The sequence below is a fragment of the Methylicorpusculum sp. genome, assembly GCF_030651835.1.
Taxonomy (GTDB): domain Bacteria; phylum Pseudomonadota; class Gammaproteobacteria; order Methylococcales; family Methylomonadaceae; genus Methylicorpusculum.
Genome location: NZ_JAUSBX010000130.1, coordinates 1 through 26,196, shown reverse-complemented (window position 1 = coordinate 26,196; position 26,196 = coordinate 1). Strand labels below are relative to the sequence as shown.

Annotated in this window: 18 protein-coding genes; 7 read left to right on the top strand and 11 right to left on the bottom strand. The window is 49.4% G+C overall.

Annotated elements, in window-relative coordinates:
* Positions 1–344 precede the first annotated feature (344 nt).
* The 5 genes from rep to gnd all read right to left on the bottom strand — a co-directional run bounded on the left by rep (position 345) and on the right by gnd (position 6,503).
* Positions 345–2,351, bottom strand: coding sequence for a DNA helicase Rep (gene rep, locus Q7V32_RS17145; RefSeq protein ID WP_304898203.1), 2,007 nt, complete (start codon positions 2,349–2,351; stop codon positions 345–347).
* Positions 2,352–2,390: 39 nt separating this feature from the next.
* Positions 2,391–2,660, bottom strand: a complete 270-nt coding sequence (locus tag Q7V32_RS17140) for a hypothetical protein (RefSeq protein WP_304898202.1) — start codon at positions 2,658–2,660, stop codon at positions 2,391–2,393.
* A 162-nt stretch (positions 2,661–2,822) separates the two neighbouring features.
* Entirely contained in the window at positions 2,823–3,500 is a 678-nt protein-coding gene (gene pgl, locus Q7V32_RS17135) for a 6-phosphogluconolactonase (protein ID WP_304898201.1), read from the bottom strand.
* Between the two features lie 38 nt (positions 3,501–3,538).
* The gene (gene zwf, locus Q7V32_RS17130) at positions 3,539–5,023 is read right to left on the bottom strand and encodes a glucose-6-phosphate dehydrogenase (RefSeq protein WP_304898200.1); all 1,485 of its coding nucleotides are present in this window, start codon (positions 5,021–5,023) and stop codon (positions 3,539–3,541) included.
* Positions 5,024–5,057: 34 nt separating this feature from the next.
* Complete coding sequence (gnd, locus tag Q7V32_RS17125; RefSeq protein WP_304898199.1) at positions 5,058–6,503, bottom strand: decarboxylating NADP(+)-dependent phosphogluconate dehydrogenase; 1,446 nt, start codon at positions 6,501–6,503, stop codon at positions 5,058–5,060.
* A gap of 375 nt (positions 6,504–6,878) precedes the next feature.
* Here gnd and Q7V32_RS17120 point away from each other — a divergent pair, with 375 nt between their 5' ends.
* From Q7V32_RS17120 to Q7V32_RS17095, 6 genes are all read left to right on the top strand, one after another.
* Entirely contained in the window at positions 6,879–7,835 is a 957-nt protein-coding gene (locus Q7V32_RS17120) for a diguanylate cyclase domain-containing protein (protein WP_304898198.1), read from the top strand.
* Between the two features lie 152 nt (positions 7,836–7,987).
* Positions 7,988–8,539 carry a lipocalin family protein gene (locus Q7V32_RS17115; RefSeq protein WP_370691477.1) on the top strand — a complete coding sequence of 184 codons (552 nt, stop codon included), beginning with the start codon at positions 7,988–7,990 and terminating at the stop codon, positions 8,537–8,539.
* Positions 8,536–9,000, top strand: coding sequence for an SRPBCC family protein (locus tag Q7V32_RS17110; protein ID WP_304898197.1), 465 nt, complete (start codon positions 8,536–8,538; stop codon positions 8,998–9,000). The genes Q7V32_RS17115 and Q7V32_RS17110 overlap by 4 nt, the downstream gene beginning before the upstream one ends.
* A 19-nt stretch (positions 9,001–9,019) precedes the next feature.
* Entirely contained in the window at positions 9,020–9,499 is a 480-nt protein-coding gene (locus Q7V32_RS17105; RefSeq protein WP_304898196.1) for a DUF1499 domain-containing protein, read from the top strand.
* Positions 9,492–10,445, top strand: a complete 954-nt coding sequence (locus tag Q7V32_RS17100; protein WP_304898195.1) for a DUF523 and DUF1722 domain-containing protein — start codon at positions 9,492–9,494, stop codon at positions 10,443–10,445. Before Q7V32_RS17105 ends, Q7V32_RS17100 begins: the two co-directional genes overlap by 8 nt.
* A 55-nt stretch (positions 10,446–10,500) precedes the next feature.
* Positions 10,501–11,400, top strand: a complete 900-nt coding sequence (locus tag Q7V32_RS17095; protein WP_304898194.1) for a DMT family transporter — start codon at positions 10,501–10,503, stop codon at positions 11,398–11,400.
* 33 nt (positions 11,401–11,433) lie between these two features.
* Here the strand turns inward: Q7V32_RS17095 and Q7V32_RS17090 are convergent, their stop codons facing one another.
* The 4 genes from Q7V32_RS17090 to Q7V32_RS17075 form a co-directional block, all read right to left on the bottom strand.
* Complete coding sequence (locus Q7V32_RS17090; protein ID WP_304898193.1) at positions 11,434–12,510, bottom strand: AI-2E family transporter; 1,077 nt, start codon at positions 12,508–12,510, stop codon at positions 11,434–11,436.
* A gap of 68 nt (positions 12,511–12,578) precedes the next feature.
* Positions 12,579–14,015, bottom strand: coding sequence for an efflux transporter outer membrane subunit (locus Q7V32_RS17085; protein ID WP_304898192.1), 1,437 nt, complete (start codon positions 14,013–14,015; stop codon positions 12,579–12,581).
* Positions 14,008–17,157 (bottom strand): efflux RND transporter permease subunit, encoded by a 3,150-nt coding sequence (locus tag Q7V32_RS17080; RefSeq protein WP_304898191.1) that lies wholly within the window; start codon positions 17,155–17,157, stop codon positions 14,008–14,010. Before Q7V32_RS17080 ends, Q7V32_RS17085 begins: the two co-directional genes overlap by 8 nt.
* Before the next feature lie 6 nt (positions 17,158–17,163).
* Positions 17,164–18,351 (bottom strand): efflux RND transporter periplasmic adaptor subunit, encoded by a 1,188-nt coding sequence (locus Q7V32_RS17075; RefSeq protein WP_304898190.1) that lies wholly within the window; start codon positions 18,349–18,351, stop codon positions 17,164–17,166.
* Between the two features lie 384 nt (positions 18,352–18,735).
* On the opposite strand from Q7V32_RS17075, the gene Q7V32_RS17070 reads away from it, so the two are divergent.
* The gene (locus Q7V32_RS17070; protein WP_304898189.1) at positions 18,736–19,428 is read left to right on the top strand and encodes a potassium channel family protein; all 693 of its coding nucleotides are present in this window, start codon (positions 18,736–18,738) and stop codon (positions 19,426–19,428) included.
* 460 nt (positions 19,429–19,888) lie between these two features.
* On the opposite strand, the gene Q7V32_RS17065 is transcribed toward Q7V32_RS17070, so the two are convergent.
* Positions 19,889–21,343 (bottom strand): glutamate synthase subunit beta, encoded by a 1,455-nt coding sequence (locus tag Q7V32_RS17065; RefSeq protein WP_304898188.1) that lies wholly within the window; start codon positions 21,341–21,343, stop codon positions 19,889–19,891.
* The gene (gene gltB / locus Q7V32_RS17060) at positions 21,336–25,997 is read right to left on the bottom strand and encodes a glutamate synthase large subunit (protein ID WP_304898187.1); all 4,662 of its coding nucleotides are present in this window, start codon (positions 25,995–25,997) and stop codon (positions 21,336–21,338) included. Before gltB ends, Q7V32_RS17065 begins: the two co-directional genes overlap by 8 nt.
* Between the last annotated feature and the right edge of the window lie 199 nt (positions 25,998–26,196).

Below are 26,196 nucleotides of genomic sequence, written 5' to 3'. Positions count from 1 at the left end.
CTTGAGGTGGTTTAAAGCCAGTTTCCGACAACAGACTTTGATGGGCCTACCATCATCTTCCAATGAGCTTATACACATCTGACCTCTATTTCCGTATAGCGTCAGCTTGTGTGCCTGTGGCACACTCCAAGATTTTCAGCGTCTGCGATCGGTTTAAGCCGAGTACTTCTCAAACAACGCCGCTTTGATGAGGCGAATTTGCTGTTATCAAGTCACTTGGACTCGTTCGATGAAGGAGTTGCCTCCACCGATTGGCGAGAAGGCGAGCAGATTTTGCATGAACTGAAACGCTGTACACCCGTCTCCCTATCATTATCCTGAGCTTAAAATCGGCACCCGCTTTATCAGGTCAAAATATTTTTCAGATGTGCCAAATTTGCCTTACCCCGCTCTTTGATGACCGCAGGATCCAGTTGTTTTTTGTTGGTCCATTCCAAATCATCGCCAGGCAACTCGCCTAAAAACCGGCTGGGTTCGCATTCTGAAATTTCGCCGTAACGTTTGCGGTGGGTGCAATAACTGAAGGTCAGGGTTCTCTGTGCGCGGGTAATGCCGACGTAGGCGAGGCGGCGCTCTTCCTCGATGTTGCCGGTATCGATACTGTTTTGATGCGGCAAGAGGTTTTCTTCCATGCCGATCATAAAGACATGCGGAAATTCAAGGCCTTTTGCGGCATGCAAGGTCATCAGACTGACCTGATCACCCGCTTCTTCTTCCTGATTTCTTTCCAGAATATCCATCAACATGATTTTTGACACCACTTCTGACAGAGACTTTTCCTTGCCTCCGTCGGCACCTACGGCCAAGCGTTTGAGCCATTCAACCAATTCCACTACGTTCTGCATTTTACGTTCGGCAGATTGCGGCGTTTTGGCATTTTCCCGCAGCCAGGACTCATAGCCTATTTGATCGATCATTTGCTCGACCACGGCGAAGGTATCGCCGCGTTCGATGCGATCGGCGGTATCGGTGACCCATTCTGTGAATTTGGTAAGCCGTTGCCGTGATTTGTCGGACAGTTTTTGCATCAAGCCCAGTTCCGAACAGGCCGCAAACAAACTGATGTGCCGCTCGTTGGCATGAGCGCCCAATTTTTCCAGTGTCGTGGGGCCCAGTTCTCGCCTGGGCGTATTGATGATGCGTAAAAAGGCGGCATCATCATCCGGATTGGAAAACAGCCGCAAATAGCTGAGGATGTCTTTGATCTCTGAAAAGGCAAAAAATGACGTACTGCCGCTAATAAAATAAGGCACGTTGTTTTCACGCAGGGCCCGCTCAAACAAGCGCGACTGGTGGTTGCCCCGATATAAAATGGCATAATCCTTATAACTGCTTCCGGTTTTAAATTTGTGATGAATAATTTCCGAAACGACTTGCTTGGCTTCGGTCACTTCGTCTTTATGGCTTAATACGCGCAGCGGATCGCCATAGCCCAACTCACTCCATAACCGTTTTTCAAAAACATGCGGATTGTTGGCAATCAGTTTATTGGCGACTTTGAGAATGCGTCCTGCTGAGCGGTAGTTCTGTTCAAGTTTGATGACTTGCAGGCGCGGGTAATCTTTTTGCAGTTGCACCAAATTTTCCGGTTGTGCGCCGCGCCAGGCATAAATGGACTGGTCATCATCACCGACCACGGTAAACCGGCCCAGATTGCCGGCCAAGAGTTTGACCAGCTGATATTGCGTGATGTTGGTGTCCTGGTATTCATCGACCAGCAAATAACGAATCTTGTTCTGCCATTTTTCCAAAACGGCAGCGTGCTCCTGAAACAACAGGACCGGTAACAGAATCAGGTCGTCGAAATCAACCGCATTATAGGCTTTCAGACTGCGAATATAGTCACTGTACAAATGTGCTGCGGGGACTTGTTCCTGGGTGGCGTATGAAAGGGCGTGTTCCGGTGTGACAAACGCATTTTTCCATTGGCCAATTTGCCAGGCATAACGATCAACATCATCGATATCGCAGTCTTTGCTTCCATGATTGACCAGGTTTTTCAACAAGGTTTGTTTGTCCTGCTCATCAAACAAGGTCAGTGATGCCTTGTAACCCAGCGTTTTGTGCTCCTTCCGCAGTATCTCAAGCCCCAGGGAATGAAAGGTTGACACCGTCAGACCGCGAATCTGTTTATCATCCAGCAACTTTGAAACACGGGTTTTCATTTCCCGCGCCGCTTTATTGGTAAACGTGACGGCGGCAATATGGCGCGCAGCGGTGCCTTGCTTTACCAGATAGGCTATTTTTTCGGTGATCACACGCGTCTTGCCGCTACCGGCACCGGCTAGCACGAGCAAAGGATGCTCGATGGTTCTCACCGCAGATTGTTGTTGGGAATTAAGTTCAGCCATGCTTGATTATACGTTTCGCACTTCAAATTTCGGCAGTGCCTAAGGAGGCAACGGGTTGTTCGGCAAAGGCTTTGCCAGCATGGATGCTGGCATAGAGCCTACATGGATGTATTTACGGCGTCCTTTGACGGGCACCCCGGTGCCGAATTTCGATCTACGATGGGTATGGCGTAGTGGGATGATCTGAATTAAAGCGGGTATCGGGTTTCGGGCTTTCTTTTTATAAACGATGCCGGGGCAATGTCCGCTGTCGAACTCAATACAAGCGGGGCTAAAGAACTGTGCAGTCCAGCCTATTACTTCTTTCATACTGAAAAATCGTTCGACTTTAGTAAAGGTTCCAGATATGCCCGTCAAGGACCGCCGTGAACCCGTCCATGGAGCTGGTCGGCAGCCATTCTACTGCCGACATCCTCGCCAAATACCCCCCGCACCTTCTGCTTTTTCGATCAGATAGGGAGGTATAAATGCTTAACCCAATGCTGCTGCATCAATATAGACATCAACACCGGCTTCAGGCCGAATCAGCGCAACAGGCAAAATAATGCCTTGCCGCCATTGCTGAACCGCATCCCTTTTACCTTCCCCGGTCACCAGGAACAACAACTGCCGGGTTTGACTCAATGTTTTGGCGCTCAACGAAATGCGTTCAGGTGGCGGTTTGGGAGAGTTATAAACGGCATGCACGGTCTCATCCGGCGAATTGACATGACCGGGAAACAAACTGGCGGTATGTCCGTCTTCACCCATGCCGAGCAAGACCATATCAAAACTGTCCACCCCGGCGATCACCTCCCTGTAGGCTGCAGCTGCAGCTTCAGGACCCAGTTCGGTGGGCATGGTATGAATTTGCTCTGCCGGTATGGCTACTTTGCCAAGCAGACTCGCCTGCGCCATCTGACTGTTGCGCTCCGGATGATCAGCGGGTAAACAACGCTCATCACCGTAATAAATATGCCAATTCGCCCAGTCTGCGCGGCTTTCTGAAAGAAGGTGATAGACCTTATCCGGTGTACTACCGCCGGCCAATGCCAGTTTAAAAGCACCTCGGTCTTTAATGGCCTGTTCTGCGGCCGTAAGAATTTGTTGCGATGCTGCCGCGGCTACTTTTTCGGCTGTTGCAAAGGAATGCCAGTGAATTTTTTGCATAATTGTCTTTCCCTCTCAGCAAGGAGGCGTCAAATGGATTAATTACATTCAGGCGTTAAAGAGCAGCGCCAGTATTGGTTTTCTTTTTCAAATAAACGGCGGCTCTCTGCCGGGCCCCATGAACCGGCCGGGTAAGTCGCGATATAGTCGCGCTCAACTGCCCAGGTTTGCAGAATCGGATCGACGATGCGCCAGGCATATTCGACTTCATCAAATCTTAGAAATAACGACCGGTCACCCACCATCACATCCAGCAACAAATCGACGTAAGCGTCTACCGGTTTTTCATGAGAATTACGGAAACTGGCATCCAGGCTACTGGTGCGCGTGCGCATTTCCAGGCCGGGTTCTTTTACGGTCATTTCAATTCGTATGCATTCCTCAGGCTGAATGCCCATCAAAACCCAATTCGGATTCATGGTCTGAATCGTGGTGTCCCGAAAAAAATTCAGCGGCGGATGCCGGAAACAAATGGCGATGGTTGATTGCCCCTTGGCCAACCGTTTGCCGGTACGCAGATAAAAAGGCACGCCGCGCCAGCGCCAGTTATCAATGTATAACTTCATCGCCGCATAAGTTTCGGTGATGCTGTCGGGAGGAATATTTTCCTCTTCCAGATAACCGTTCACTTTTTTACCGTCCATTGTACCTTTGCTGTATTGCCCTCTGAAGGCATGAGCATGGACAGCCGATTTAGGGATGGGGCGGATGGATTTCAGAACTTTGACTTTTTCATCACGCAGCGCTTCCGCCTCCATGGTCGCGGGTGGCTCCATGGCTACCAGCGTCATTAATTGGATCAAATGGCTCTGCAACATATCGCGCATCGCTCCCGCTGCGTCATAATAGCCGCCGCGCGATTCAATCCCAAATTCCTCGGAATGAGTAATCTGGATATGATCGATATAGTTCCGGTTCCACAAGGGTTCCAGCATGACGTTGGCAAAGCGGAAGACCAGCACGTTTTGGACCATGCCTTTACCCAGGTAATGATCGATACGGTAGATCTGTTCTTCGGACAAATAGCGACTGATGCGTCTTTGCAATGACTGTGCGCTTTCCAGATCGTAACCGAACGGTTTTTCAATAATCACGCGGCGCCAGCCGTACTCCTCATCAAGCATTTTGACCAGGCTGAGCTGCTCAATGACATTACCAAAGTCACCGGGGCTGATCGCCAGGTAAAACGCCATGTTTTTTTGAAATTGGGGGTCACTCAATAATTCGGCCAATTGCGCATAACACACCGAATCATCAATATCACCACGATGATAAAACAGACGCTCGCTGAAGCGGGTAAACTGAGCTTCATCCAGCGTATCCCAGGCTTTATCCTCAATCATGCCCCTGACTTCGCTCAGCCATTTTGCCCTGTCCCAGGGACGGCGACCAATGGCAACGATGCGCGTGCCTTCAGGCAATTTATTTTCCATCTCCAGATGATAAAGCGCAGGCATGAGCTTGACGCGAGATAAATTGCCGGTCGCGCCAAAAATTACATAAGTACAGGGGTCAGCAGTCATATAGGAGACTCTAATGGGAAGCAATCGTCAGGCATTACACCGTGTAAGTGGTAGAAGCGGTTTTACCACCGTAACCCGTCCAATCGGTATGAAAGAACTGGCCTCTGGGTTGATCCGTCCGCTCGTAAGTATGCGCCCCGAAATAGTCGCGTTGCGCCTGCAATAGATTGGCGGGTAAGCGGGCCGTTCTATAACCGTCATAATAAGCCAAAGCACTGGAAAATGCAGGCGTAGGAATACCCAGTTCGATACCGGCAATAACGGCTTTACGCCAGCCGCCATCGGTTTGCTGCATGGCATTGACAAAAAAATCAGCCAGCAACAGGTTTTCCAATTGCGGGTTTTCAGTGTAAGCGGCTTTGATATCGTTCAGGAAAGCGCTACGAATAATACAACCGCCGCGCCACATTAAAGCGATTTCGCCATAATTCAAGGACCATTGATATTCGGCAGCGGCCTCACGCATCAGGCGGAAACCTTGCGCGTAGGAAATAATCTTGGAGGCATAAAGCGCATCGCGAATGGCATCGATCATGGCTTGTTTTTCGCCGGTATAGCTTTTGACCGGTTTCGGCAAACGCTCAGCCGCGCGAACACGCTCATCTTTCATAGCCGACAGACAGCGTGCAAACACCGATTCTCCGATAAGCGTCAACGGTATGCCCAGATCCAGAGCATTAATACCGGTCCATTTACCGGTGCCTTTTTGGCCGGCCGTATCCAGAATTTTTTCCAGCAAAGGCTCGCCATCAGTATCTTTATAGGCCATGATGTTCGACGTTATTTCAATCAAATAAGAACTCAGTTCGCCTTGATTCCATTGCGCAAAAATACCGGCGCATTCATCGGCCGACAAACCCAGACCTTCGGAAAGCAATTGGTAGGCCTCGCAGATAAGCTGCATGTCCCCGTATTCAATTCCGTTATGGACCATTTTGACATAGTGTCCGGCACCGTTATCGCCCACCCATTGGCAGCAAGGCTGATTATCAACTTGTGCGCTGATAGACTGAAAAATGGCTCTGACACGCTCCCAGGCATCCGGATTGCCGCCGGGCATGATGGAAGGTCCGTTCCTGGCCCCCTCTTCTCCGCCGGATACGCCTGTGCCGATATAAAGAATATTTTTTTCTTTAAGGGCTTTGGTGCGACGGTTGGTATCGGTAAATAACGAATTTCCGCCGTCAATGATGATATCGCCGGCTGTCATTAAAGGTACCAGTTGCTCGATATACTGATCAACCACCTCACCGGCCTTGACCATCAGCATGACAACTCTGGGCAACTCCAGGTTGCTGAGTAATTCATCTAAAGAATACGCGCCGATAATACCTTTGTCCTTTGCAGGACCATTTAGAAAATCCTCGGTTTTATCGGGACTTCGGTTATGAACTGCTACTTTAAAGCCGTGATCGCTCATGTTGAGTACCAGATTTTGCCCCATGACGGCCAAGCCGATTAAACCGATATTCGCTTTCATTTTGTATATCAACTCTTTTGTTAAAATTCTCACAAATATACCATGTCAGATCCCGTTTGACTCATTACAAATCATAGCCCCACCGAATAAGCCGCTTAGTCTGTCGTTTATATCCGAACTCACAAAGAAGCGTGACCCCGCCGTTTGCGCGAAAAACCGGAAAAGACCGATTTATAGCAAAAATGTCTCTATACATTCATACGGCTACGCTCTATAGTTTCTTCCAAGATAGGGCTAGAGATAACATCCCGTTTATTAACTATTCTTGTTCAGGAAGTCGCTTTCAGGCAAAGTCTAAGAATTACGTACAACACCTTATGCGGCTGCTGATCAAACGAGATCACAATCGTATTGTTACTTTTTTAAGAGTCCTCAATGATCGATTCAACAATCATCAAACAAGCTGTTAATGATTCACGTGACGGCATCAGTATTGCTGATATGAGGCAGGATGATTTTCCGCTGATCTTTGTAAATGCGGCTTTTGAGCGGCTAACCGGTTATACGGCCGTTGACGCGCTGGGAAAAAACTGCCGTTTTCTGTGCGGGAACGACCGTAACCAACCGGAACTGGCATTGATAAGAGGTGCTTTGTTTAACGGTGAATTTTGTCTGGTGACGCTGCGTAATTATCGAAAAGACGGATCGATGTTCTGGAATGAATTAAGCCTTTCTCCAGTCCATGACCAATCCGGCGCACTGACTCACTTTATAGGCATGCAGCGCGATGTCAGCTCACGGATCCTGTTAATCCACCGGTTAAGACAACAAAAAGAAGAGTTGCAGTCAGATAATGAACATCTGCGCATTTTGAATAACCTGGATCCGCTGACAGGTATTTTCAACCGCCGCTATTTCGACAATCAACACAAAATTCAATGGAATATTGCACTGCGCAGCCATTTGTCGCTATCGCTTTTCATCGTCGACATTGATTATTTCAAACAATACAACGATTTTTATGGTCATCTGCATGGCGATGAATGCATACGAACAGTGGCCAAAACCCTGGGAAGCTGCCTAAGACGGGCTTCCGATTTTGTGGCACGTTACGGCGGTGAAGAGTTTGTTATTTTAGTCTGCAACATTACTGAACTTCAATCCGATGTTTTTGCCGAACAACTGCGTCTTAGGATTGAATCGTTAAACATTGCCCATGCCAAATCGCCTATCACCGACTGCATAACCGTCAGCATAGGTTACTGTACTTTTACCCCCCAGTTAGGCATGAGCTCCAGGGACTTTGTCGCAACTGCCGATGAAGCGTTATACACGGCAAAAAGCTCAGGCCGCAATTGTGTAATCAGCCGCCGCTGCGAAACTCAAACCTGAGCCCTTATCAAAAGCCAGCAATTGCAGCAAGAATGCCAGCTTTGCAAAATCCATGATCGGCTGGTATAGATAGACAATTAAGCAGTTAAATATCTATTGTCTCGACTTATAATCTGCGCCGGCTTACCCCATTTCAATAACTGAGAAGTTTTATGGCTATAAAAACCTGTTTTTTTCTATTGAGCCTGCTCATTTCAGGCTGCGTGGGCGTTCCTGAGGGAATCAGTGTTGTTGATGATTTTAACGTGCAGCGTTATCTGGGTAAATGGTATGAAATTGCCCGCCTGGATCACCGTTTTGAACGAGGATTGACCCATATTTCAGCCGAATACAGCTTAAGAGAAGATGGCGGTTTAAAGGTTATTAACAGCGGTTACAATACCGAAAAAGGCCGCCGGGATAAGGCTGAAGGGCGCGCGTATTTTACCGGATCGCCCCAGCAAGGCAGTTTAAAGGTCTCTTTTTTCGGTCCCTTTTACGGCGGCTATAACATCATTGACCTGGATAAGGAAAATTACAGTTATGCGATGATTGCTGGACCGGATCGGGATTATTTGTGGATTCTGGCCAGACAACCCGAACTGGACAAGACAATTGTCGACAGACTGGTCGCCAAAGCCAAATCGCTGGGGTTTACAACAGACCAGCTGATATATGTTGAACATCAACCCGTGCATAATCAAACCGATACCGACTCACCATGAAAATTTATCAGTTTTATCGCAGGCAAGCGCTTGATATGAAGCTGGATGAGGCTTGGGACTTTTTTACATCGCCTTACAACTTAAACCAGATCACTCCGGATTTTTTTCATGTCAGCATTACCTCCAAAGTGCCCGAACGCATCTACAGTGGCTTGATGATCAGCTATAAGATGGTTGCCGTATTTGGCCTGCCCATGGACTGGCTATCCGAAGTCAGCCATTGTGATGAATACAAACGCTTTGTCTACGAACAGCGCGTAGGCCCGTTTAAGTTTTTAAGCCACGAAGTGGCTTTAACCCCTTTGGACAAAGGCGTTGTCATGGAAGATATTATCTTCTATGTCATGCCGTATGGCTGGTTCGGAAGGCTTTTTCATCGCCTGTTGATAGGCCGAAAACTGAACCAGATATTTGATACCCGACGGGATTATTTGCATGCCCGCTGGGGTTCTCCGGAATAACGCTAAATTATTAGTCATTATGAATAAAACCACATTAATCGCTTTCTTGGTCATCGCTTTTGGATTGGAGGCAGTCTTATTTATGTCACGCATATCACAAGCAGAATCACAGGCAACACTTGTCAGCGGCCCGTTACAGGATTGCCCCGGCTCTCCCAATTGTGTCACCACCGAAAACGGCCAGGTCGCGCCCATTTCGATTGGCAATCAAGATCCACAAAAAGCCTGGGCGCTTTTACAGCAAGTCATCAAAGCTGAAGGGGGTAAATTGGGAAAAGTATTGCCTGATTATTTATCCGCGACCTTTCAAACACCGCTGCTGAAGTTCACCGACGATGTCGAAGCGCGTCTGGATGAAACCAGCAAGCTGATTCATCTGCGTTCCGCATCACGGGTCGGTTATTACGATTTCGGCGCAAACCTTAAAAGAGTGCTCGCCATCAAGGAACACATGGAACGCAGCCTGGCTCAACCTGACTTGAAAAATCGGCATGAATAGTCACCCACTTAAAATACCGGTGGGTATCAGCAGTTGTTTGCTGGGGGAAGCCGTCCGTTATGACGGCGGCCACAAAAGTAACGACTATGTGCGTAAAACGCTGGGAGAATACTTCCAGTTTGTGCCGTTTTGCCCCGAAGTTGAAAGCGGCATGGGCACGCCCAGACCCCCGATTCAGCTGAGACATACTGGCCTAGGCATTCGTTGTGTTGTAGTCAAAGACCATACTGTTGACGTTACTAACAGTTTAACCAGTTGCGCCGCAAAACAACACGATTGGCTGGCGGGTTTGTGCGGCTACATACTAAAAAAAGACTCACCCAGTTGCGGAATGGAACGGGTCAAAATATACAGAAATGATTTTGCAGAACGTAACGGCACCGGTTTATTTGCCCAGCACCTGAAAACTCATTTTCCGCTGTTGCCTATGGAAGAAGAAGGCCGTCTTGGCGATCCCAGACTGAGGGAGAATTTCATTCAGCGTGTGTATGTCATGTATCGCTGGAAACAGCTAAACGAAGCATCCGCCACCCCAAGAGCGCTTACCGAATTCCACGCCCGCCATAAATTGATAGCGATGAGTCACGATCAAAACAGTGCCCGCGAATTAGGGCGCTTAGCGGCCAGCGCCGATAAAAAAAATATCCACCAGATCTTGCCGGTATACGGTGCTCAATTGATGCTTTGCTTGAAAAAAACGGCAACGCCGGGCAATCATGTTAATGTGCTTCAACATATCCAAGGCTATCTAAAAAAATCCCTGGAAAGCGATGATAAAGCCGAATTGTGCGAAACGATTGAGCGCTACCGCCTGGGCCAACTGCCGCTGATTGTCCCCATCACTTTGCTTAGACATCATTTCCGCAGACAACCCGACCCTTTTATAGAGCAGTCTTACTACATGACGCCCTACCCGCAAGAGTTAACCGTGCTCAATGAAATTTGAATCAAAAAAAAGTCACTGGAATTTATTTCAGAACGATCAAGCCAGGCAATAATTAGTGCGTGTAGCGTTGGCATTTTTCGCACTGGTTTTACTGTGGTCAACCACCCCGCTAGCCATCAAATGGAGCGGTGAAGGTCCGGGTTATTTATTCGGCGCGATGGGCCGCATGGTGATTGGCTTGGCCTGCATGTTACCGGCCCTGCTGGTGATGAGGCAAAAACTGCCCTTATCAACTAAGGCACTATCGACCTATCTGGCCGTTGCCCTACAAATCTATGGCGCCATGCTGTCGACTTATTGGGCGGCTCAATTTATTCCATCCGGCTGGATCTCGGTGATATTCGGGTTAACTCCCATGATGACGGCATTAATGGCTGCCGTCTGGCTGGCTGAAAAAAGCCTGAGTCCTGTCAAAATTTTAGCTTACCTGATCGGCTTTTCCGGGTTGATGGTGATGTTCGGATCAGCGCTGGAAATCGGCAGGGAATCAGCATTAGGCATTGCCGCCGTGATGTTTTCAGCCTTCCTTCAATCAGCCAGTTCTGTCTGGATCAAGCGCGTCAACAGCAAACTACCGGCAGTTTGTCAGGTCACAGGAGGCTTGTTAATCGCCGTACCGCTTTATATTGCGACCTGGTTCTGCATGAACGGCCAGTGGCCTGAGACCCTTCCGGCAACCAGCCTGGTGTCAATCATTTACCTTGGCGCTATCGCAACAACGGTGGGTTTTGCGCTTTATTACTACGTGCTCATCCATTTGCCCGCTACCCAGGTTGCGTTGATTACATTACTCACGCCCATTTTATCCTTATTACTGGGCAATGCCGTCAACCACGAACCGTTAAGCTCCAAAGTGCTGATCGGCACCGCATTAATCATGAGCGCCTTGTTGCTGCATCAGAGCAAGCTATCCGGCCGCAAACGTCAAAAAGCTGCTTTAAAAAAGCGAGCATGACGGAATCTGATCTTCTCGCCTTCGTGCCTTGACCTATACAACGCCAGGGCCTTTTAACCAGGAAATGAATAACTTATAACCCAGCGCCAGCACAACAGCACCGACGAAGAGCCCGATGATTCCGGAAAAGAGCATGCCGCCTATGGCACCAATAAAGACGATAATCATCGGTAGATCGAGCCCACGGCCCATTAAAATCGGTTTCAGGATATTATCTATAAATCCGACACCCAGCAGCCAGACCATGAATACCGTTGCAAATAAGGTGTCATGTCCGGAAAAGACATAAATCATGCAAGGTACAAACAAGATAAAAGTAGGCAATTGCACAATAGCGAGAAACAGACAGAGAATTGTCAGAATGCCGGCGCCGGGAATACCTGCAACAAAGAAGGCCACTCCAGCCAGCAAGGTCTGTATCAAGGCAACGCCTAAGACGCCGCGAGCCACGCCACGAATAGTGGAAGTGCAGAGAACGCTCAATTCCTCGCCCTGAGTACCGGCAATACGTTTGCCGATAGCCAAAGCCAAATGATGTCCGCCCTTGCCATAGACCCAAAGCGTGCCGGAGATAATCACCGACACAATCAATTGCAAAATAGCCAAGACCGTTGACGCTCCGGAGGCGATCAGCCATTTACTGACCAACTTGAGCTGGGGAGCAAATTGTTTGACCGAATCGGCCAGGTTTGTTGCGGCCAGCTGCCAAAAATTGAAGATGGGCCTCCCTATCAAAGGCCAGGCAGCCACATTTTCAGGGGGTGCAGGAATAGAAAATCCTTCCTGCTGAAATTTATGCACCAGTTCCTGGATATTTTCAGTCAGTATCCCCGCTAAAAACACACAAGGCCCAAGAATGATGAGCAACAACACGGTGGTTATCAATACGGCAGAAAGCTTTTCCCTATCTCCCAGAATGGCCGATAGTGATTGATGAACAGGATACAGGGCAACCGCAATAATGATTCCCCAGGCGAGTGGGTTGATAAAAGGACTGGCAATTTGAAAACACCAGGACACCAACAGAAAAATAAGGCCGATTTTGATGGCTGATTCCACTGCTTTCCGCGTAAATTCATCGGTAGAAACAGAAGAGGTATCGTTTGTCATGGGAATTCCAATAAGTCGTTTTGAAAAATCAGGCTAACCTGGATTGCTGCTTGCGGATAGTTGGATCGTCATGGAAAAAACGACGCTTCTTTGGGTTTAGGCACCTGGGCTTTTTGTTCGGCCTCAACGATCCAGCCTCCGCCCATGGCTCTATACAACTGAATCAGAGCGACAAACGTATCACTGCGGGCCTGAACCAGCTCGATTTGGCCTTCGTAATATTGGCGCAGAGCGTCCAGCACTTCCAGGTAAGAGGTATACCCCTCGTCATAACGTATCCGAGAAAGGCGCAAATAATTTTCTAAAGCTTCCACCCGACGGGCCTGCGCACTTTGTTGTTCGTTGGATTTGGTCCTGGCGACCAGACCGTCCTCGAACTCGCTGAAGGCGGCAAGAATAGCTCTTTGGTAGCTGGCCAAGGCGGCCTGCTGCCCTGCTTCGGCAGCTTGAACCTGGCCTGCGACCCTTCCAGCTGTAAATATCGGTCCGAGCAAACGGCTGCCAATTGTCCAAAAATTAGCTCCCGGAACAAATAATTGAGCCACTTCCATGCTAGCCTGACCGATATCGCCGGTCAGCGAGACTTTCGGGAAATACTCACCTCGCGCAACACCAATGCGGGCGTTAGCCGCAATCAGATTTTGTTCCGCCTGCTGGATGTCCGGCCTGCGAATCAACTGCTCTGAAGGGAGCCCGGCCGGGACTGGGGGCGGAGACAATTCATCCAGCGACAGACCTCTGTCGATAGCGCCGGGAGGTTTGCCCAGCAAAAGGCTTAACGCATGTTCCGTCTGGGCAATCTGCTGTTCAAAAGCAGGAATTTGCGCGCGGCGGCGTTCAAGTTCCGATGTTGACTGGCTAACTTCGATTTCCGAGGAATACCCCATGTCAAAACGCGCTTTGGCAATCCGGTTTTCCTCAACCAGAGAATCAACGGTTTGCCGGGTAATTTCCAGACGCCGGTCCAGAGCGCGAAGCACAATATAGGTTTGAGCAACAGTACTCACCAAGGTCAAGACGACCGCATTCCTGGCGGCTTCCTGGGCGAGCAAATCAGCGCCTGCGGCTTCCTTGGCCCGGCGCAATTGACCCCAGACATCCAGTTCCCAAAACATCGTGGCGCCTAACTGGGCCGCATCGGTGTCGGGCACTTTTCCGCCAAAACCCATAGCTTCACCACTGGGTTGGCGGCGATCATAACCTGCCTGACCGAATATCTGCGGAAACAGACTGGCGCGGGTGGCGCCGTATACGCCCATGAACTGTTCGACATTGGCAATCGCAACCTTGAGATCCAGGTTATTCATCAATGCTTGTTCTACCAGTTGATTCAACACCGGATCATGTAACTGTTCCCACCAAGGCAGATTAGCCGTCTCCCGGGCATCTTCAGCGGCAAAGCGCCACTGGGCAGGAGCCTCGATTTTCGGTTTCTCATAATCCGGACCGACCATAAAGCAACCGGTCAAGCTGAGGGCAAGCGCACCAACAATCAATTTACTCATGTTCGCTCTCCTCCCTTACTACCGGTAATTCTGATTTTTTACTGCCTGCCAGAGTCTCTACTGCATAAAACAGAACAGGGATCAGAAAAATAGCGATGAAAGTAGCCGCCGTCATACCCCCGATAACCGCGTAACCCATGACCCGGCGAGACAAGGCTCCAGCTCCACTGGCAACCGCCAACGGCAGGCAGCCCAGAATAAACGACAATGCGGTCATCATGATCGGGCGTAAACGCAAGCGCGCCGCTTCCAGGGAGGCGTCATAAACGCTTTTACCTTCCTCAACCCCCATCTTGGCAAACTCAACGATAAGAATCGCATTTTTTGCAGCAAGACCAATCAGCATGACCAAGCCGATCTGCGCATACAGATTATTCTCGTAGCGGCCGACCATCAAGCCTGCAAAGGCTCCGAAAATAGCGATCGGCGTTCCCAGCAAAACACTGAACGGCAAACTCCAGCTTTCATAAAGCGCCGCCAGAATCAGAAAGACGCAGAAAATAGCGAAACCAAAGACCACCGCCGGAGATACGCCTTCTTGTGCCTTTTTTTCCTGGTAGCTCATACCGATATAGTCATAGCCCATGTCGGTCGGCATCGTTGCGGCAAAGACCTCTTCCATGGCTTTCATCACCTGAGCCGAGCTATATCCGGGACTCGCTGTGGCGCTGACCTGCTGACTTCGAAATAGGTTGTAGCGCATGGTAAATTCCGGGCCTTCGGTCTTGCGGATACTGGTCAGCGTTTCCAGCGGCACGGTATTGCCTTCACTGTTACGCACATAAAACTGGCCTAACGATTGGGTATCCTTGCGGTATTCGCCTTCAGCCTGCACATAGACCTGCCACTGCCGCCCAAAACGGTTGAAGTAATTGATAAACCCGCTACCCATATACGCCTGCAAAGTCTTGTAAACATCGGACAGTTGAACACCTTGCTTGAGCACTTTGTCTCGGTCCACATCAACAAAGATTTGCGGAACCGAGGGCAGTCCGGTCGTGAACAATCCGGCAATTTCAGGTCGTTTCTTCGCTTCGGCAATGAATTTTTCGGTATTTTCAGCAAGATAGGCCACATCTTTTCCGGCTCTGTCTTCGACAATCATCGTCACGCCGCCTGAGGTGCCCACGCCTGGAATCGCGGGTGGCGGAAAAGAAAAGCCGATCGCGCCGGGCAACTGGGACAATTCCTTATTCAGATGCGCTTTGATAGCCGCATATTGCTCTTCCGGTTTGGTGCGCTCGGCCCAGTTCTTGAGTGAGATGAAAAAGAACGTATTGTAAGTGGTAGTGGCCTGACTCAGCATGTTGTAGCCGATAACCGATGAGTAATAAGCAACGCCGGGCGTGTTTTTTAGAATCTCCTCAACTTGTCGGCTGACTTCATCGGTACGCTGCAACGACGAAACATTGGGAAGCTGAATACCGGCATACAGATAACCCTGATCTTCGTCGGGCAGAAAGCCCATAGGCACGCTTTTTCCGAGGCCGCCCGTAATAAAGGTCAAGATGCCGAGAAAAATCATACTGATGATGGTTTTGCGAATCAGCACCGCACAAAAACTCACATAACCTTTATTGGCAACCCCGAACCACCGGTTAAACCCGTCAAAGAATTTCTGTACCGGACCCGTTCCACGCACGCGGGGCTTCAACAGCAATGCCGCCAAAGCAGGACTCAAGGACAGCGAATTAAATGTCGAGATCATCACGGAGACGCCAACGGTCACGGCAAACTGCTGATACAGCTTGCCAGTGATGCCCGGTATGAATACTGTCGGCAAAAATACAGCAATCAGCGCCAGAGACGTACCAATGATGGGGCCTGTTACTTCTTCCATCGTTTTTAGAGTGGCTTCTTTGGGGCTGAGTCCGTTTTCGATATGATGCTCCACCGACTCGACCACGACAATGGGATCGTCCACCACCAGACCAATAGCCAGCACTAAGCCAAACAATGACAAGGTGTTGATCGAAAAACCCAGCACGGGAAACAGCATAAAAGTGCCAATCAGCGATACCGGCACCGCCAATAAAGGAATCAGGGTTGGCCGCCAGCCCTGCAGGAACAAAAAGACCACCAAAATAACCAGTACCAACGCTTCCAGTAAGGTATGCACGATTTCATTGATACCCTCGGTTACGGCCAGGGTTGTATCCAGAGCAACCACATATTCCAGATCATCAGGAAAACGTGTTTTCAACTCCTCCATGGTTTTTTTGGCGCCTTCAGCCGCATCAATGGCGTTTGAACCCGGTAATTGGTAAAGCGCAATCAAAGCGGCCGGCTTGCCGTTGAGACGTCCGACCAAATCATAGGTTTGAGCACCCAGCTCGATACGTCCCACGTCCTTGATCCTGACCATGGAACCATTGGGTTCTGCGCGCAGAACGATATTGCCGAATTCCTCCTCGGTCTGCAAACGGCCTTGAGCCCGCACCGCATAAGTAAAATCCTGGCCTGGCGGTACCGGCTCAGCACCGACTTTTCCCGCAGGGTTGACATTGTTTTGAGCTTGAACTGCGCTGATGATCTCCGGAATCGTGATATTAAGCTTGGCAAGCTGGTCAGGTTTCACCCAGATACGCATGGCGTATTGTCCGGCTCCAAATACCGTGACACTGGCGATGCCCTTGACCCGGGTCATCTGATCGTTGATGTTGATGTAGGCGTAATTGGCCAGGAAGATATTGTCGTAACTGCCATTGGGTGAATACAGCGCGAACATGATCAGCGGTGAAGCGGTCGATTTTTGAACGTTGACACCAAAATTTCGCACATCCTGAGGCAGTTGTGATTCAGCCTGTGATTTACGCATTTGCGTCAGTACTTGGTCGGTATTCGCATCGGTCTCTACGTCAAAGTTAACCCGCAAAGTCATCTGCCCGTTGTTGGCATTAATGGAATACATATAATTCATGTTATCCACGCCGGACATTTGCTGTTCTATAGGCGTAGCAACAGACTGTTCCACTGTAACCGCATCAGCACCGGTATAAGTCGTGGTAACCTGGATTTCAGGCGGCGCAATATCGGGAAATTGAGCAATCGGCAATCCTGCCATGGATACCAGCCCGATCATGACCATTAAAATGGCAATTACGATTGCGACGATCGGCCTGTTGATAAAGAATTTGGCCATAGCGGGTTAACTCCCGGCGTCAGCGGAGACATCCGCGTAAGGTTTAGGGTCGACCTTGGCGCCTGCCCGGGCTTTCTGGATGCCCTCCACAATAACCCGCTCACCCGGTTGCAGTCCTTTCTCAACGACAATTAGTGTGCCGACATTTTCAGCTGTTACAACCGGGCGTATGGCCACGGTATTGTCGGAATTCACGACTGCAACCAATTTGCGGCCTTGCATATCGATAAGCGCCCGCTGAGGAATCAATAATGCACCTTCCCGGTTTTTGACTATCGCCCGCACTCTTGCGTACTGCCCCGGCCGAAGAAAACTGCCGGGATTAGGGAATAAAATGGCGGCCTGAATAGTTCCGGTTCTAACGTCCACTTGTCGGTCAGCAAAGAAAAACTTCCCGGGATGCGCGTAGGTCGTACCATCGGCCAAGATGAGCTCCAACGGCCGGCTTTTTTTCGACTCTCCTCCGTTCTGCCTATCCCGGACAAACTCCAGATATTGCTGTTCACTGAGCGGAATAAAGGCTTTGATAGGATCGACCTGAGAAACCGTTGTGAGTACCGCATTGGAACTGCCGGGGCCCACCAGATTGCCGAGTTGCGTTTTAGACAAACCTGCAATGCCGTCGATAGGCGAGGTTATTTTTGTAAAACCGAGTTGAAGCTGCGCACTGTCAACCGCGGCCCTGGCCGCCATCACTTCAGCCAGAATGGAAGCCTCACGGCCAACGGCATTGTCTCTATCACGCACACTCACCGCTTTTTCCGGCAACAGTCTCTTTACCCTATCCATATCCAGACGGGCTGTTTTCAACTGGGCTTCCTGCCGGGCTAAATTGCTGCGAGCGCCATCCAGCGTAGCCTGAAAAACTCGAGGATCAATTTCATACAGCAACTGACCTTTTTTGACCAGTTGACCTTCTTGATAATGCTGTTTGATCAGGTAACCAGATATTTGGGCCAGAATTTGCGCATTCACCATACCGTCCAGAGAGCCCACCCATTCCTGATAAACAGGTACATCCCTTTGCTGCACTTCAGTAACTTCGACGACTGGCGGCGGCGGTGCCTGTATCGGTTTTTCCTTTTCACAAGCGGTAGTCAAGAAGATCAGAATCAGTGCCAGCGGACTGATCCTGGCCCAATTCGCCTGATTTCCGGATTGCCGGTCTGTTAAACGAGTTAGTATTACTTTCATGCGACGTACCCTTGTCGAAGATGAACGATTGAATAACGAATAATTGGCTAAAGACTAGTTTGTTTTATTACTAAGGGTGCGAGGGAAATAAAGATCCCCTTTTAAACCGGGGGTGTGTCGATGAATTCAAACGTCATCCCCACGCAATAGTTTTGACACTGGTCAGTTATTTCTCATGTCATTATAAATCGGCGGTAACTATGTTGTTATTGTTAACCATTTCCCTTGCAATGATCCATCACTATTTTCAGCGTAATCAAACTGTCGAGTCATGCTTTATCGAGTTTTTAGAGCCTATAGAGTAAACTCGGCAACCGGAATTACTGCGTCAAAACAGAGATCTTTCGTTAAGTCTTAATCGAAACGCATAAAGAGGCTGAATAAGTGAATAATAAAACAGTTAGAAAGGAAATCAGTCCTGAGAAAACACGCTCTGGCGGTAACTTCTGGTTTTTGTTGGCTGGATTGCTATTTACGCTATTGTCCGTACCCTTCACCAACCAATATTCCGGCATGGAACGTTATTCCATGACCTTGCTATTCAGTGTGTTCATGCTTGTTTCAATCTGGAGTTTGGCGGCTTCGCGCCGTGTGTTCCAGGGAGGGATACTCCTGGTTATCGGTATCACCACCATTGTCGGTATCAATGTTTTAAATGGCGCACACTTCTTTCAAGAGGTGCTGGGCATAGTATTGATGTTGATTTTTTGTAACCTGAGCTGCTGGATTGCGGCGCGTAATGTCTTCCTTTTACATAAGGCTGATCTCAATTCACTGGCAGGTGCTTTTTGCGTTTATCTTTTGATAGGCTTGATCTGGGCTCTATTGTATAAACTATTGCTCTTGTTTGATTTGGCTGCCTTTTCAGGCAATATCACTGCGCAAGAACAGGAACAATTTCCTGATCTGCTCTATTTCAGTTTTGTGACGCTGGCCAGCCTTGGTTATGGCGATGTCACGCCAATCGGCGGTCTGGTCAGAACCTTTGCGTATCTGGAAGCGGTCATTGGCCAATTTTATCTGGCTGTCATGGTCGCCAGCCTAGTAAGCGCATACAGTGCGCACAGAACAAAGTAATAAGGGCTATTTGCATTCTGGGGTTGGAAATCAGAACGATTCATGTTTTTTAATCGCGCAGTTTTGTGCAAAACATGGTTGGATCGTTGATGAGCGCGGTAGCGTGCTATGTGCAATAGTTGGTTGGGCTGTCCATGCTCGTTACCGGCCAAAAGTAGCCCACCCCTTTCAGAAACTTAATGCCAGCTCATTTCCAGAAAGCGGTCTGACTCTTTAATCGATCTCCAGAAAATCAAAACGGCCAATCCGTAACAGCTTTTCTCTCGCGTACGCTGAATTATCACGAATTTGTAAGTCAGCAGAATTCAACCCCGCTTTAAAACTACTGTCTTGTTTGACCGTGTCCATCATTTTTCTAAAGGATTCAACTACTTGATATAAGTGCTCTAGGAGCAGTCTGTTAAGGGTTTTAACCTCAATCGAAAACTTTATGTCTTTTGCGGGGTTAATTCATTCAATCTCACTTCGGCAGATTCGATTTGCCCATCAGCCACTCGTCAACTGCTCGTGCACACTGACGACCTTCACGAATGGCCCAGACCACTAAAGACTGACCGCGACGCATATCGCCTGCACTGAAAACACCTTCCACACTGGTTTGGTAGGCTTTATGGCCTTGAGTTGGACTTGCCACATTGCCGCGCACATCAAGCGCAACACCAACCTGTTTCAGCAAGCCCTCGTGAACAGGGTGAAGAAATCCCATGGCGAGCAAAGCGAGATCGGCTTTCAATGAAAACTCCGAGCCTGCTATTTCAGACATTTGCCATTTCCCAGCCGCGTTTTTGTTCCACTCGACATTGATACAACTCAACATTTTCAGATTACCCGCTTCATCGCCAATAAACGCTTTGGTGGCAATCGACCACATTCTTGTGCATCCTTCTTCCTGGGAACTCGAAGTGCGGAGCCGATTTGGCCAATTCGGCCAAGTCAATCCTTTGTCTTCATGTTCGGGAGGCATAGGTAAAATCTCTATCTGGGTTACCGACTTTGCACCATGGCGATTAGAGGTTCCAATACAATCTGAGCCGGTGTCCCCGCCACCGATGACCACCACGTGTTTATTCTCGGCACTGATAAATTCCTCATCCGACACTTTGATACCTTGTACCCGCTTGCTATTTGCACGCAAGAAATCCATTGCAAAGTGCACATTTTTCAGGTCTCGGCCGGGTAATGGCAGATCTCGAGGTTGCTCAGCACCTCCGGCTAGCACCACAGCGTCATAATCAGCCTGCAACTGAGCCGCTGAAATGTCCAAACCCACATGAATATTGGTACGAAAATCCACTCCCTCGGCACGCATTTGCGCCATACGTCGGTCAATCAAGTACTTGTTGAGTTTGAAATCGGGAATACCATAACGTAACAATCCACCAATTTTGTCTTGCTTCTCAAATAACGTTACGAAGTGCCCGGCTCTTGCCAGCTGTTGAGAGCAAGCCAAGCCCGCGGGGCCTGAACCTACCACAGCAACATGTCTACGTGTCTTGTGGCGGGAAATTTCAGGTTGTATCCAGCCCTCTGTCCAAGCCTTATCAATAATGGCGCATTCGATGGTTTTGATGGCAACCGGGGAGTCTTCAAGATTAAGAGTACAAGCCGCTTCACAGGGAGCCGGACACACTCGGCCGGTAAACTCGGGAAAATTATTGGTGGAATGCAGTACTTCGATCGCCGATTGCCAGTCTCCTCGATAAACAAGGTCATTCCAGTCCGGAATAATATTATTGACCGGGCAACCGGTGTGACAGAATGGAATGCCACAGTCCATGCAACGGGCACCCTGATTACTGACTTCCGCCTCGGAAAGAGGCACTGCAAACTCACCATAATGCACAATGCGATCGGCCACCGGCTCATAGCCTCGATCCAGACGCGCGTATTCTCTGAAGCCCGTTGGTTTACCCATGTTTGCTTACCTTTCTGATCGGTTGTTTGGTCAATTGTGGCGGCCGACGGTGCCGGGCCTCCATTTCGGTCAGTGCTCGCCGATAGTCAACCGGCATAATCTTAACGAATTTTGGCAGATACTTATCCCAATCGGCAAGAATACGCTTGGCTATGCTGCTTCCCGTGTAATGCAAATGGTTGCTGATCAGCTGCCTCAGGCGAATGGCATCAAATCGGGTCATATCGCCACTGACATCCACCCGCCCCATGGCCTCCAGGTCGCCACCCTGATGGTCCAAAGCTTCCAGTGCATCGTCTTCAGCAGCAATGGGCTCCAGCTCTACCATTGCCATATTACAGTTTTTGGCAAAATCACCCTGTTCATCCAAAACATAGGCAATACCACCGGACATCCCGGCAGCAAAATTTCGTCCGGTAGGTCCCAGGCAAACCATGATTCCGCCCGTCATGTACTCACAGCCATGATCGCCCAACCCTTCAACCACCGCAGTAGCCCCTGAATTGCGCACACAGAAACGTTCCCCGGCGATGCCGCGGAAATAACATTCACCACTGATAGCGCCATAGAGCACTGTGTTACCAATGATAATATTGTCTTCAGCATGATCAGCCATGCCGGAACTGCGCGGCGGGTAGATTACCAAACGCCCCCCTGACAAGCCCTTGCCCACATAATCATTGGCCTCGCCTTCTAACTCGATAGTGATGCCTTTGGCCAGCCAAGCACCCCAAGATTGACCTCCAGTCCCTATTGCTTTGATGTAAATGGTATCGTCCGGTAGTCCGGCTAAGCCATATTTCTCTGCCAAACGCCCGGACAGCATGGTGCCGACGGTACGGTTAAAGTTCTTGACAGGAATCTCGATGCGAACGGACTCGCCTCGCTGCAACGCTGGCTGAGCCATCTCGATCAGCTTCAGATCAAGCGCTTGATCCAGCCCATGATCTTGAGTCTCTGAATTAAAGATCGCTACAGTGTCTGGCACCTGTGGTTTTGTCAATAATCTTCCAAAATCCAGGCCTTTGGCCTTCCAGTGATCGATTGCTCGACGCATCTCCAGTCGGTCCATCTGACCGATCATCTCGTTAATCGTGCGATAACCCAGCTTGGCCATAATCTGGCGTAATTCCTCGGCAACAAAGAAGAAAAAGTTGACTACATGCTCAGGCTCACCTGCAAATTTTTTGCGCAACTCGGGGTCTTGAGTTGCCACGCCCACGGGACAAGTGTTTAGATGACATTTGCGCATCATGATGCAGCCCTCAACAATCAGGGGTGCTGTGGCAAAACCGATTTCGTCCGCACCGAGCAGAAATGCTATCGCGACATCGCGGCCTGTCCGCATGCCCCCATCTGCTTGAACCGCTATACGTCCGCGCAGATTATTCAAAACCAAGGTTTGATGGGTCTCGGCAAGGCCAATTTCCCAGGGAGATCCGGCGTGCTTGATAGAAGTTAACGGCGAAGCACCCGTTCCACCATCATATCCGGCAATTGTCACATGATCGGCATGAGCTTTCGATACACCTGCAGCGACAGTGCCCACGCCTATTTCAGAGACCAGTTTGACAGAAATGCGCGCCTTGGGATTGGCGTTCTTCAGGTCGTGAATCAGCTGAGCCAAGTCTTCAATAGAGTAAATATCATGATGCGGCGGCGGCGAAATCAAACCGACGCCAGGAATCGAATGACGCACCCGAGCAATCTGCTTATTGACCTTATGCCCTGGTAATTGACCACCTTCTCCAGGTTTGGCACCCTGAGCCACTTTGATTTGGATGTCATCGGCATTGACCAGATATTCAATGGTAACTCCAAAGCGCCCTGAAGCCACTTGTTTGATCGCAGAGCGCTCCGGATTGCGAGAACCATCGGGCAGTGGATTGAATCGCTCGGCTTCTTCTCCCCCTTCTCCGGTATTGGACTTGCCACCCATCATATTCATAGCCTTGGCTAATGTGGAATGAGCCTCATAAGAAATACTGCCGAAAGACATGGCACCGGTAGCAAAGCGTTTGACGATCTCTTTTGCCGCTTCGACTTCCTCAATAGGAACAGCTTGAGCCGCCCATTTGAACTCCATCAGCCCACGAAACGTCAAAAAACGCTCATTCTGTTCATTGATCAAGGCGGCGTATTCTTGATAAGTCTCGACATTGTTAGAACGGGTGGAATGTTGCAATTTGGCGATAGTTTCGGGAGTCCAGGCGTGATCTTCACCGCGAAGTCGGTAAACATACTCGCCACCGACATCAAGTTGATTACTGTAAATATGCTCGTCACCATAACCACTCTGGTGCCAGCACACAATCTCCTGAGCAATCTCGTCCAAACTTACACCTTCCACCTGTGTTTGGGTGCCGGTAAAAAATGTGTCGACAAAAGCAGTGGAAAGTCCGACAGCATCGAAGATCTGGGCGCCACAATACGATTGAAACGTGGAAATGCCCATTTTCGACATGACTTTTTTCAGACCCTTGCCAACGGCCTTGATATAGCGCGTTTGCGCTTCATCGAAGCTAAGTTTTTCAGGTAGCCGACTCAACATCTCCTGAATCGTATCAAATGCCAAATAAGGATTGATAGCCTCTGCACCGTAACCGGCCAATGTGGCGAAATGATGAATTTCAAGTGCAGCACCCGTCTCGACCACTAAGCCCGAACTGGTGCGCAGACCTTTCTTGATCAGGTGATGATGCACAGCAGAGGTCGCCAGCAGAGCAGGTATAGCTATGTAGTCCCTGTTAATGTTGCGATCGGACAAAATGAGAATGTTATACCCCTCTAAAACCACCTGCTCCGCCTGCTTGCAAAGTCGCTTGATCGCCGGCTCCATGCCTTCAGCACCTTGCTCCACCGGATAAGTCACATCCAGTGTAAAGGTACGAAAAATCCCGCCGGTATTGTCTTCTATGTGACGAACCCGTTCCAGGTCTTCATTAGTGAGTACCGGCTGTTTAACTTCCAGTCGCATGTGTTTTCCAGCTTCGTCTAGCCCCAGCAAATTGGGACGTGGCCCTATTAGCGAAACCAAAGACATAACCAGCTCTTCGCGAATTGGGTCAATAGCCGGATTGGTGACCTGGGCAAAGTTCTGCTTGAAATAGGTAGACAGGTGTTTGGGCCGGCGAGATAAAACTGCGGGTGGATTATCTGCGCCCATAGAACCGACGGCTTCCTGACCGGTCAATACCATGGGGGTGAGCAGAAACTTGACTTCCTCCTGCGTATAACCAAAAGCCTGCTGGGCATCTAGCAGGGTCTTGGCGTCTGGCGCCATGGGTGCTACGTCGGTCGGTAGTTCGTCCAGATAAATCTGAGTTGTCGTTAACCAATTCTGATAGGGATGCTTGGAAGCAAGTTCCGCTTTAATCTCAGCATCGTCAATAATGCGACCCTGTTCCAGATCAATCAAAAACATTTTTCCGGGTTGTAAACGCCACTTCTTAACAATTTTTTCTTCAGGGATATCCAGCACGCCCATTTCAGACGCCATGATAACCAAGTCATCGTTAGTAACCAAATAACGAGCGGGACGCAGGCCGTTTCGGTCAAGGGTGGCACCGATTTGGCGGCCATCACTAAAAGCCACCGCAGCAGGCCCATCCCATGGCTCCATTAAAGCAGCATGATATTCATAGAATGCGCGACGCTTATCGTCCATTAGATTGTTTCCGGCCCAGGCTTCCGGTATTAAAATCATCATCGCATGAGCGAGGGAATAACCACCCATTACCAGCAGTTCAAGTGCATTGTCAAAGCACGCTGAATCCGATTGACCTTCAGGAATCATCGGCCATATTTTTTCCAGATCTTCTCCCAAAATCTCGGAGCGCATGGTATGGCGGCGGGCGGCCATCCAATTAACATTACCTCGTAGAGTGTTGATTTCGCCGTTATGACAAATCATGCGAAAAGGATGAGCTCGGTCCCAAGTCGGAAAAGTATTAGTCGAAAAACGTTGATGAACCAGAGCGAGCGCAGATTGAAAGCGCGTATCCCGCAGGTCAAGGTAATAGCGCCCGACTTGGCCCGCCAATAACATACCTTTATAAACAATGGTTCGCGAGGACAATGAGCTTACGTAATAAGCACTCTTAGAAATGCCCGATTCCCGAATTGAGTTGTCCATGCGTTTGCGGATCGTGAACAACTTGCGTTCAAAACTATCTTGATCGGAGCAACCGGGATCGCAAGCAACGAATAATTGACGGATCACGGGTTCGCTGGGAAGAACACTTTTACCAAGAACACTGTTATCTACAGGTACATCACGCCAACCCAGAACATGGTGCCCACCATCTTGAATATGGCGGTTGACGATTGCCTCCATTTTCTCCCGCTCTCCAGCGTTCTGTGGCAGAAAGATATGGCCAACGCCGTATTGACCAACAGGGGGTAATGTAAAATCAAGAACTGCGCGGAAAAATGCATCCGGAATTTGTGCCAGCATCCCAGCTCCGTCGCCAGCCTTAGGATCAGCACCTACCGCTCCACGGTGATTTATGCGCTCCAGAATCTCCAGACCCTGAAGGATGATTTCGTGACTTTTTCGGTTCTTGATATTGCACACAAAGCCGACGCCACAGGCGTCATGTTCATTCACTGGGTCATAGAGTCCCTGAGAAAGAGGGAAGTCACGGATGCTCATGTTCTGATCTCGCTTTTAATTTGGGTTAGCAAGGGGCATTATACTCGGTACGCTGATTTATACCCACCGCACTTCAAATTTCGGCACTCACCCCTGACCGATGATCTGGAATCGATCGGTCAATAGCGAGCGCAACGAGGCGTGGTATTGATTCAATCCGGCAAAGAACTGATCGCAGGCCGTTTTGAATTGAGGGAAG

Bases quoted from the DNA above. Each gene is read 5' to 3' on its own strand.
- rep (WP_304898203.1), bottom strand. From the start codon at position 2,351: ATGGCTGAACTTAATTCCCAACAACAATCTGCGGTGAGAACCATCGAG.
- Q7V32_RS17140 (WP_304898202.1), bottom strand. From the start codon at position 2,660: ATGAAAGAAGTAATAGGCTGGACTGCACAGTTCTTTAGCCCCGCTTGT.
- pgl (WP_304898201.1), bottom strand. From the start codon at position 3,500: ATGCAAAAAATTCACTGGCATTCCTTTGCAACAGCCGAAAAAGTAGCC.
- zwf (WP_304898200.1), bottom strand. From the start codon at position 5,023: ATGACTGCTGACCCCTGTACTTATGTAATTTTTGGCGCGACCGGCAAT.
- gnd (WP_304898199.1), bottom strand. From the start codon at position 6,503: ATGAAAGCGAATATCGGTTTAATCGGCTTGGCCGTCATGGGGCAAAAT.
- Q7V32_RS17120 (WP_304898198.1), top strand. From the start codon at position 6,879: ATGATCGATTCAACAATCATCAAACAAGCTGTTAATGATTCACGTGAC.
- Q7V32_RS17115 (WP_370691477.1), top strand. From the start codon at position 7,988: ATGGCTATAAAAACCTGTTTTTTTCTATTGAGCCTGCTCATTTCAGGC.
- Q7V32_RS17110 (WP_304898197.1), top strand. From the start codon at position 8,536: ATGAAAATTTATCAGTTTTATCGCAGGCAAGCGCTTGATATGAAGCTG.
- Q7V32_RS17105 (WP_304898196.1), top strand. From the start codon at position 9,020: ATGAATAAAACCACATTAATCGCTTTCTTGGTCATCGCTTTTGGATTG.
- Q7V32_RS17100 (WP_304898195.1), top strand. From the start codon at position 9,492: ATGAATAGTCACCCACTTAAAATACCGGTGGGTATCAGCAGTTGTTTG.
- Q7V32_RS17090 (WP_304898193.1), bottom strand. From the start codon at position 12,510: ATGACAAACGATACCTCTTCTGTTTCTACCGATGAATTTACGCGGAAA.
- Q7V32_RS17085 (WP_304898192.1), bottom strand. From the start codon at position 14,015: ATGAGTAAATTGATTGTTGGTGCGCTTGCCCTCAGCTTGACCGGTTGC.
- Q7V32_RS17080 (WP_304898191.1), bottom strand. From the start codon at position 17,157: ATGGCCAAATTCTTTATCAACAGGCCGATCGTCGCAATCGTAATTGCC.
- Q7V32_RS17075 (WP_304898190.1), bottom strand. From the start codon at position 18,351: ATGAAAGTAATACTAACTCGTTTAACAGACCGGCAATCCGGAAATCAG.
- Q7V32_RS17065 (WP_304898188.1), bottom strand. From the start codon at position 21,343: ATGGGTAAACCAACGGGCTTCAGAGAATACGCGCGTCTGGATCGAGGC.
- gltB (WP_304898187.1), bottom strand. From the start codon at position 25,997: ATGAGCATCCGTGACTTCCCTCTTTCTCAGGGACTCTATGACCCAGTG.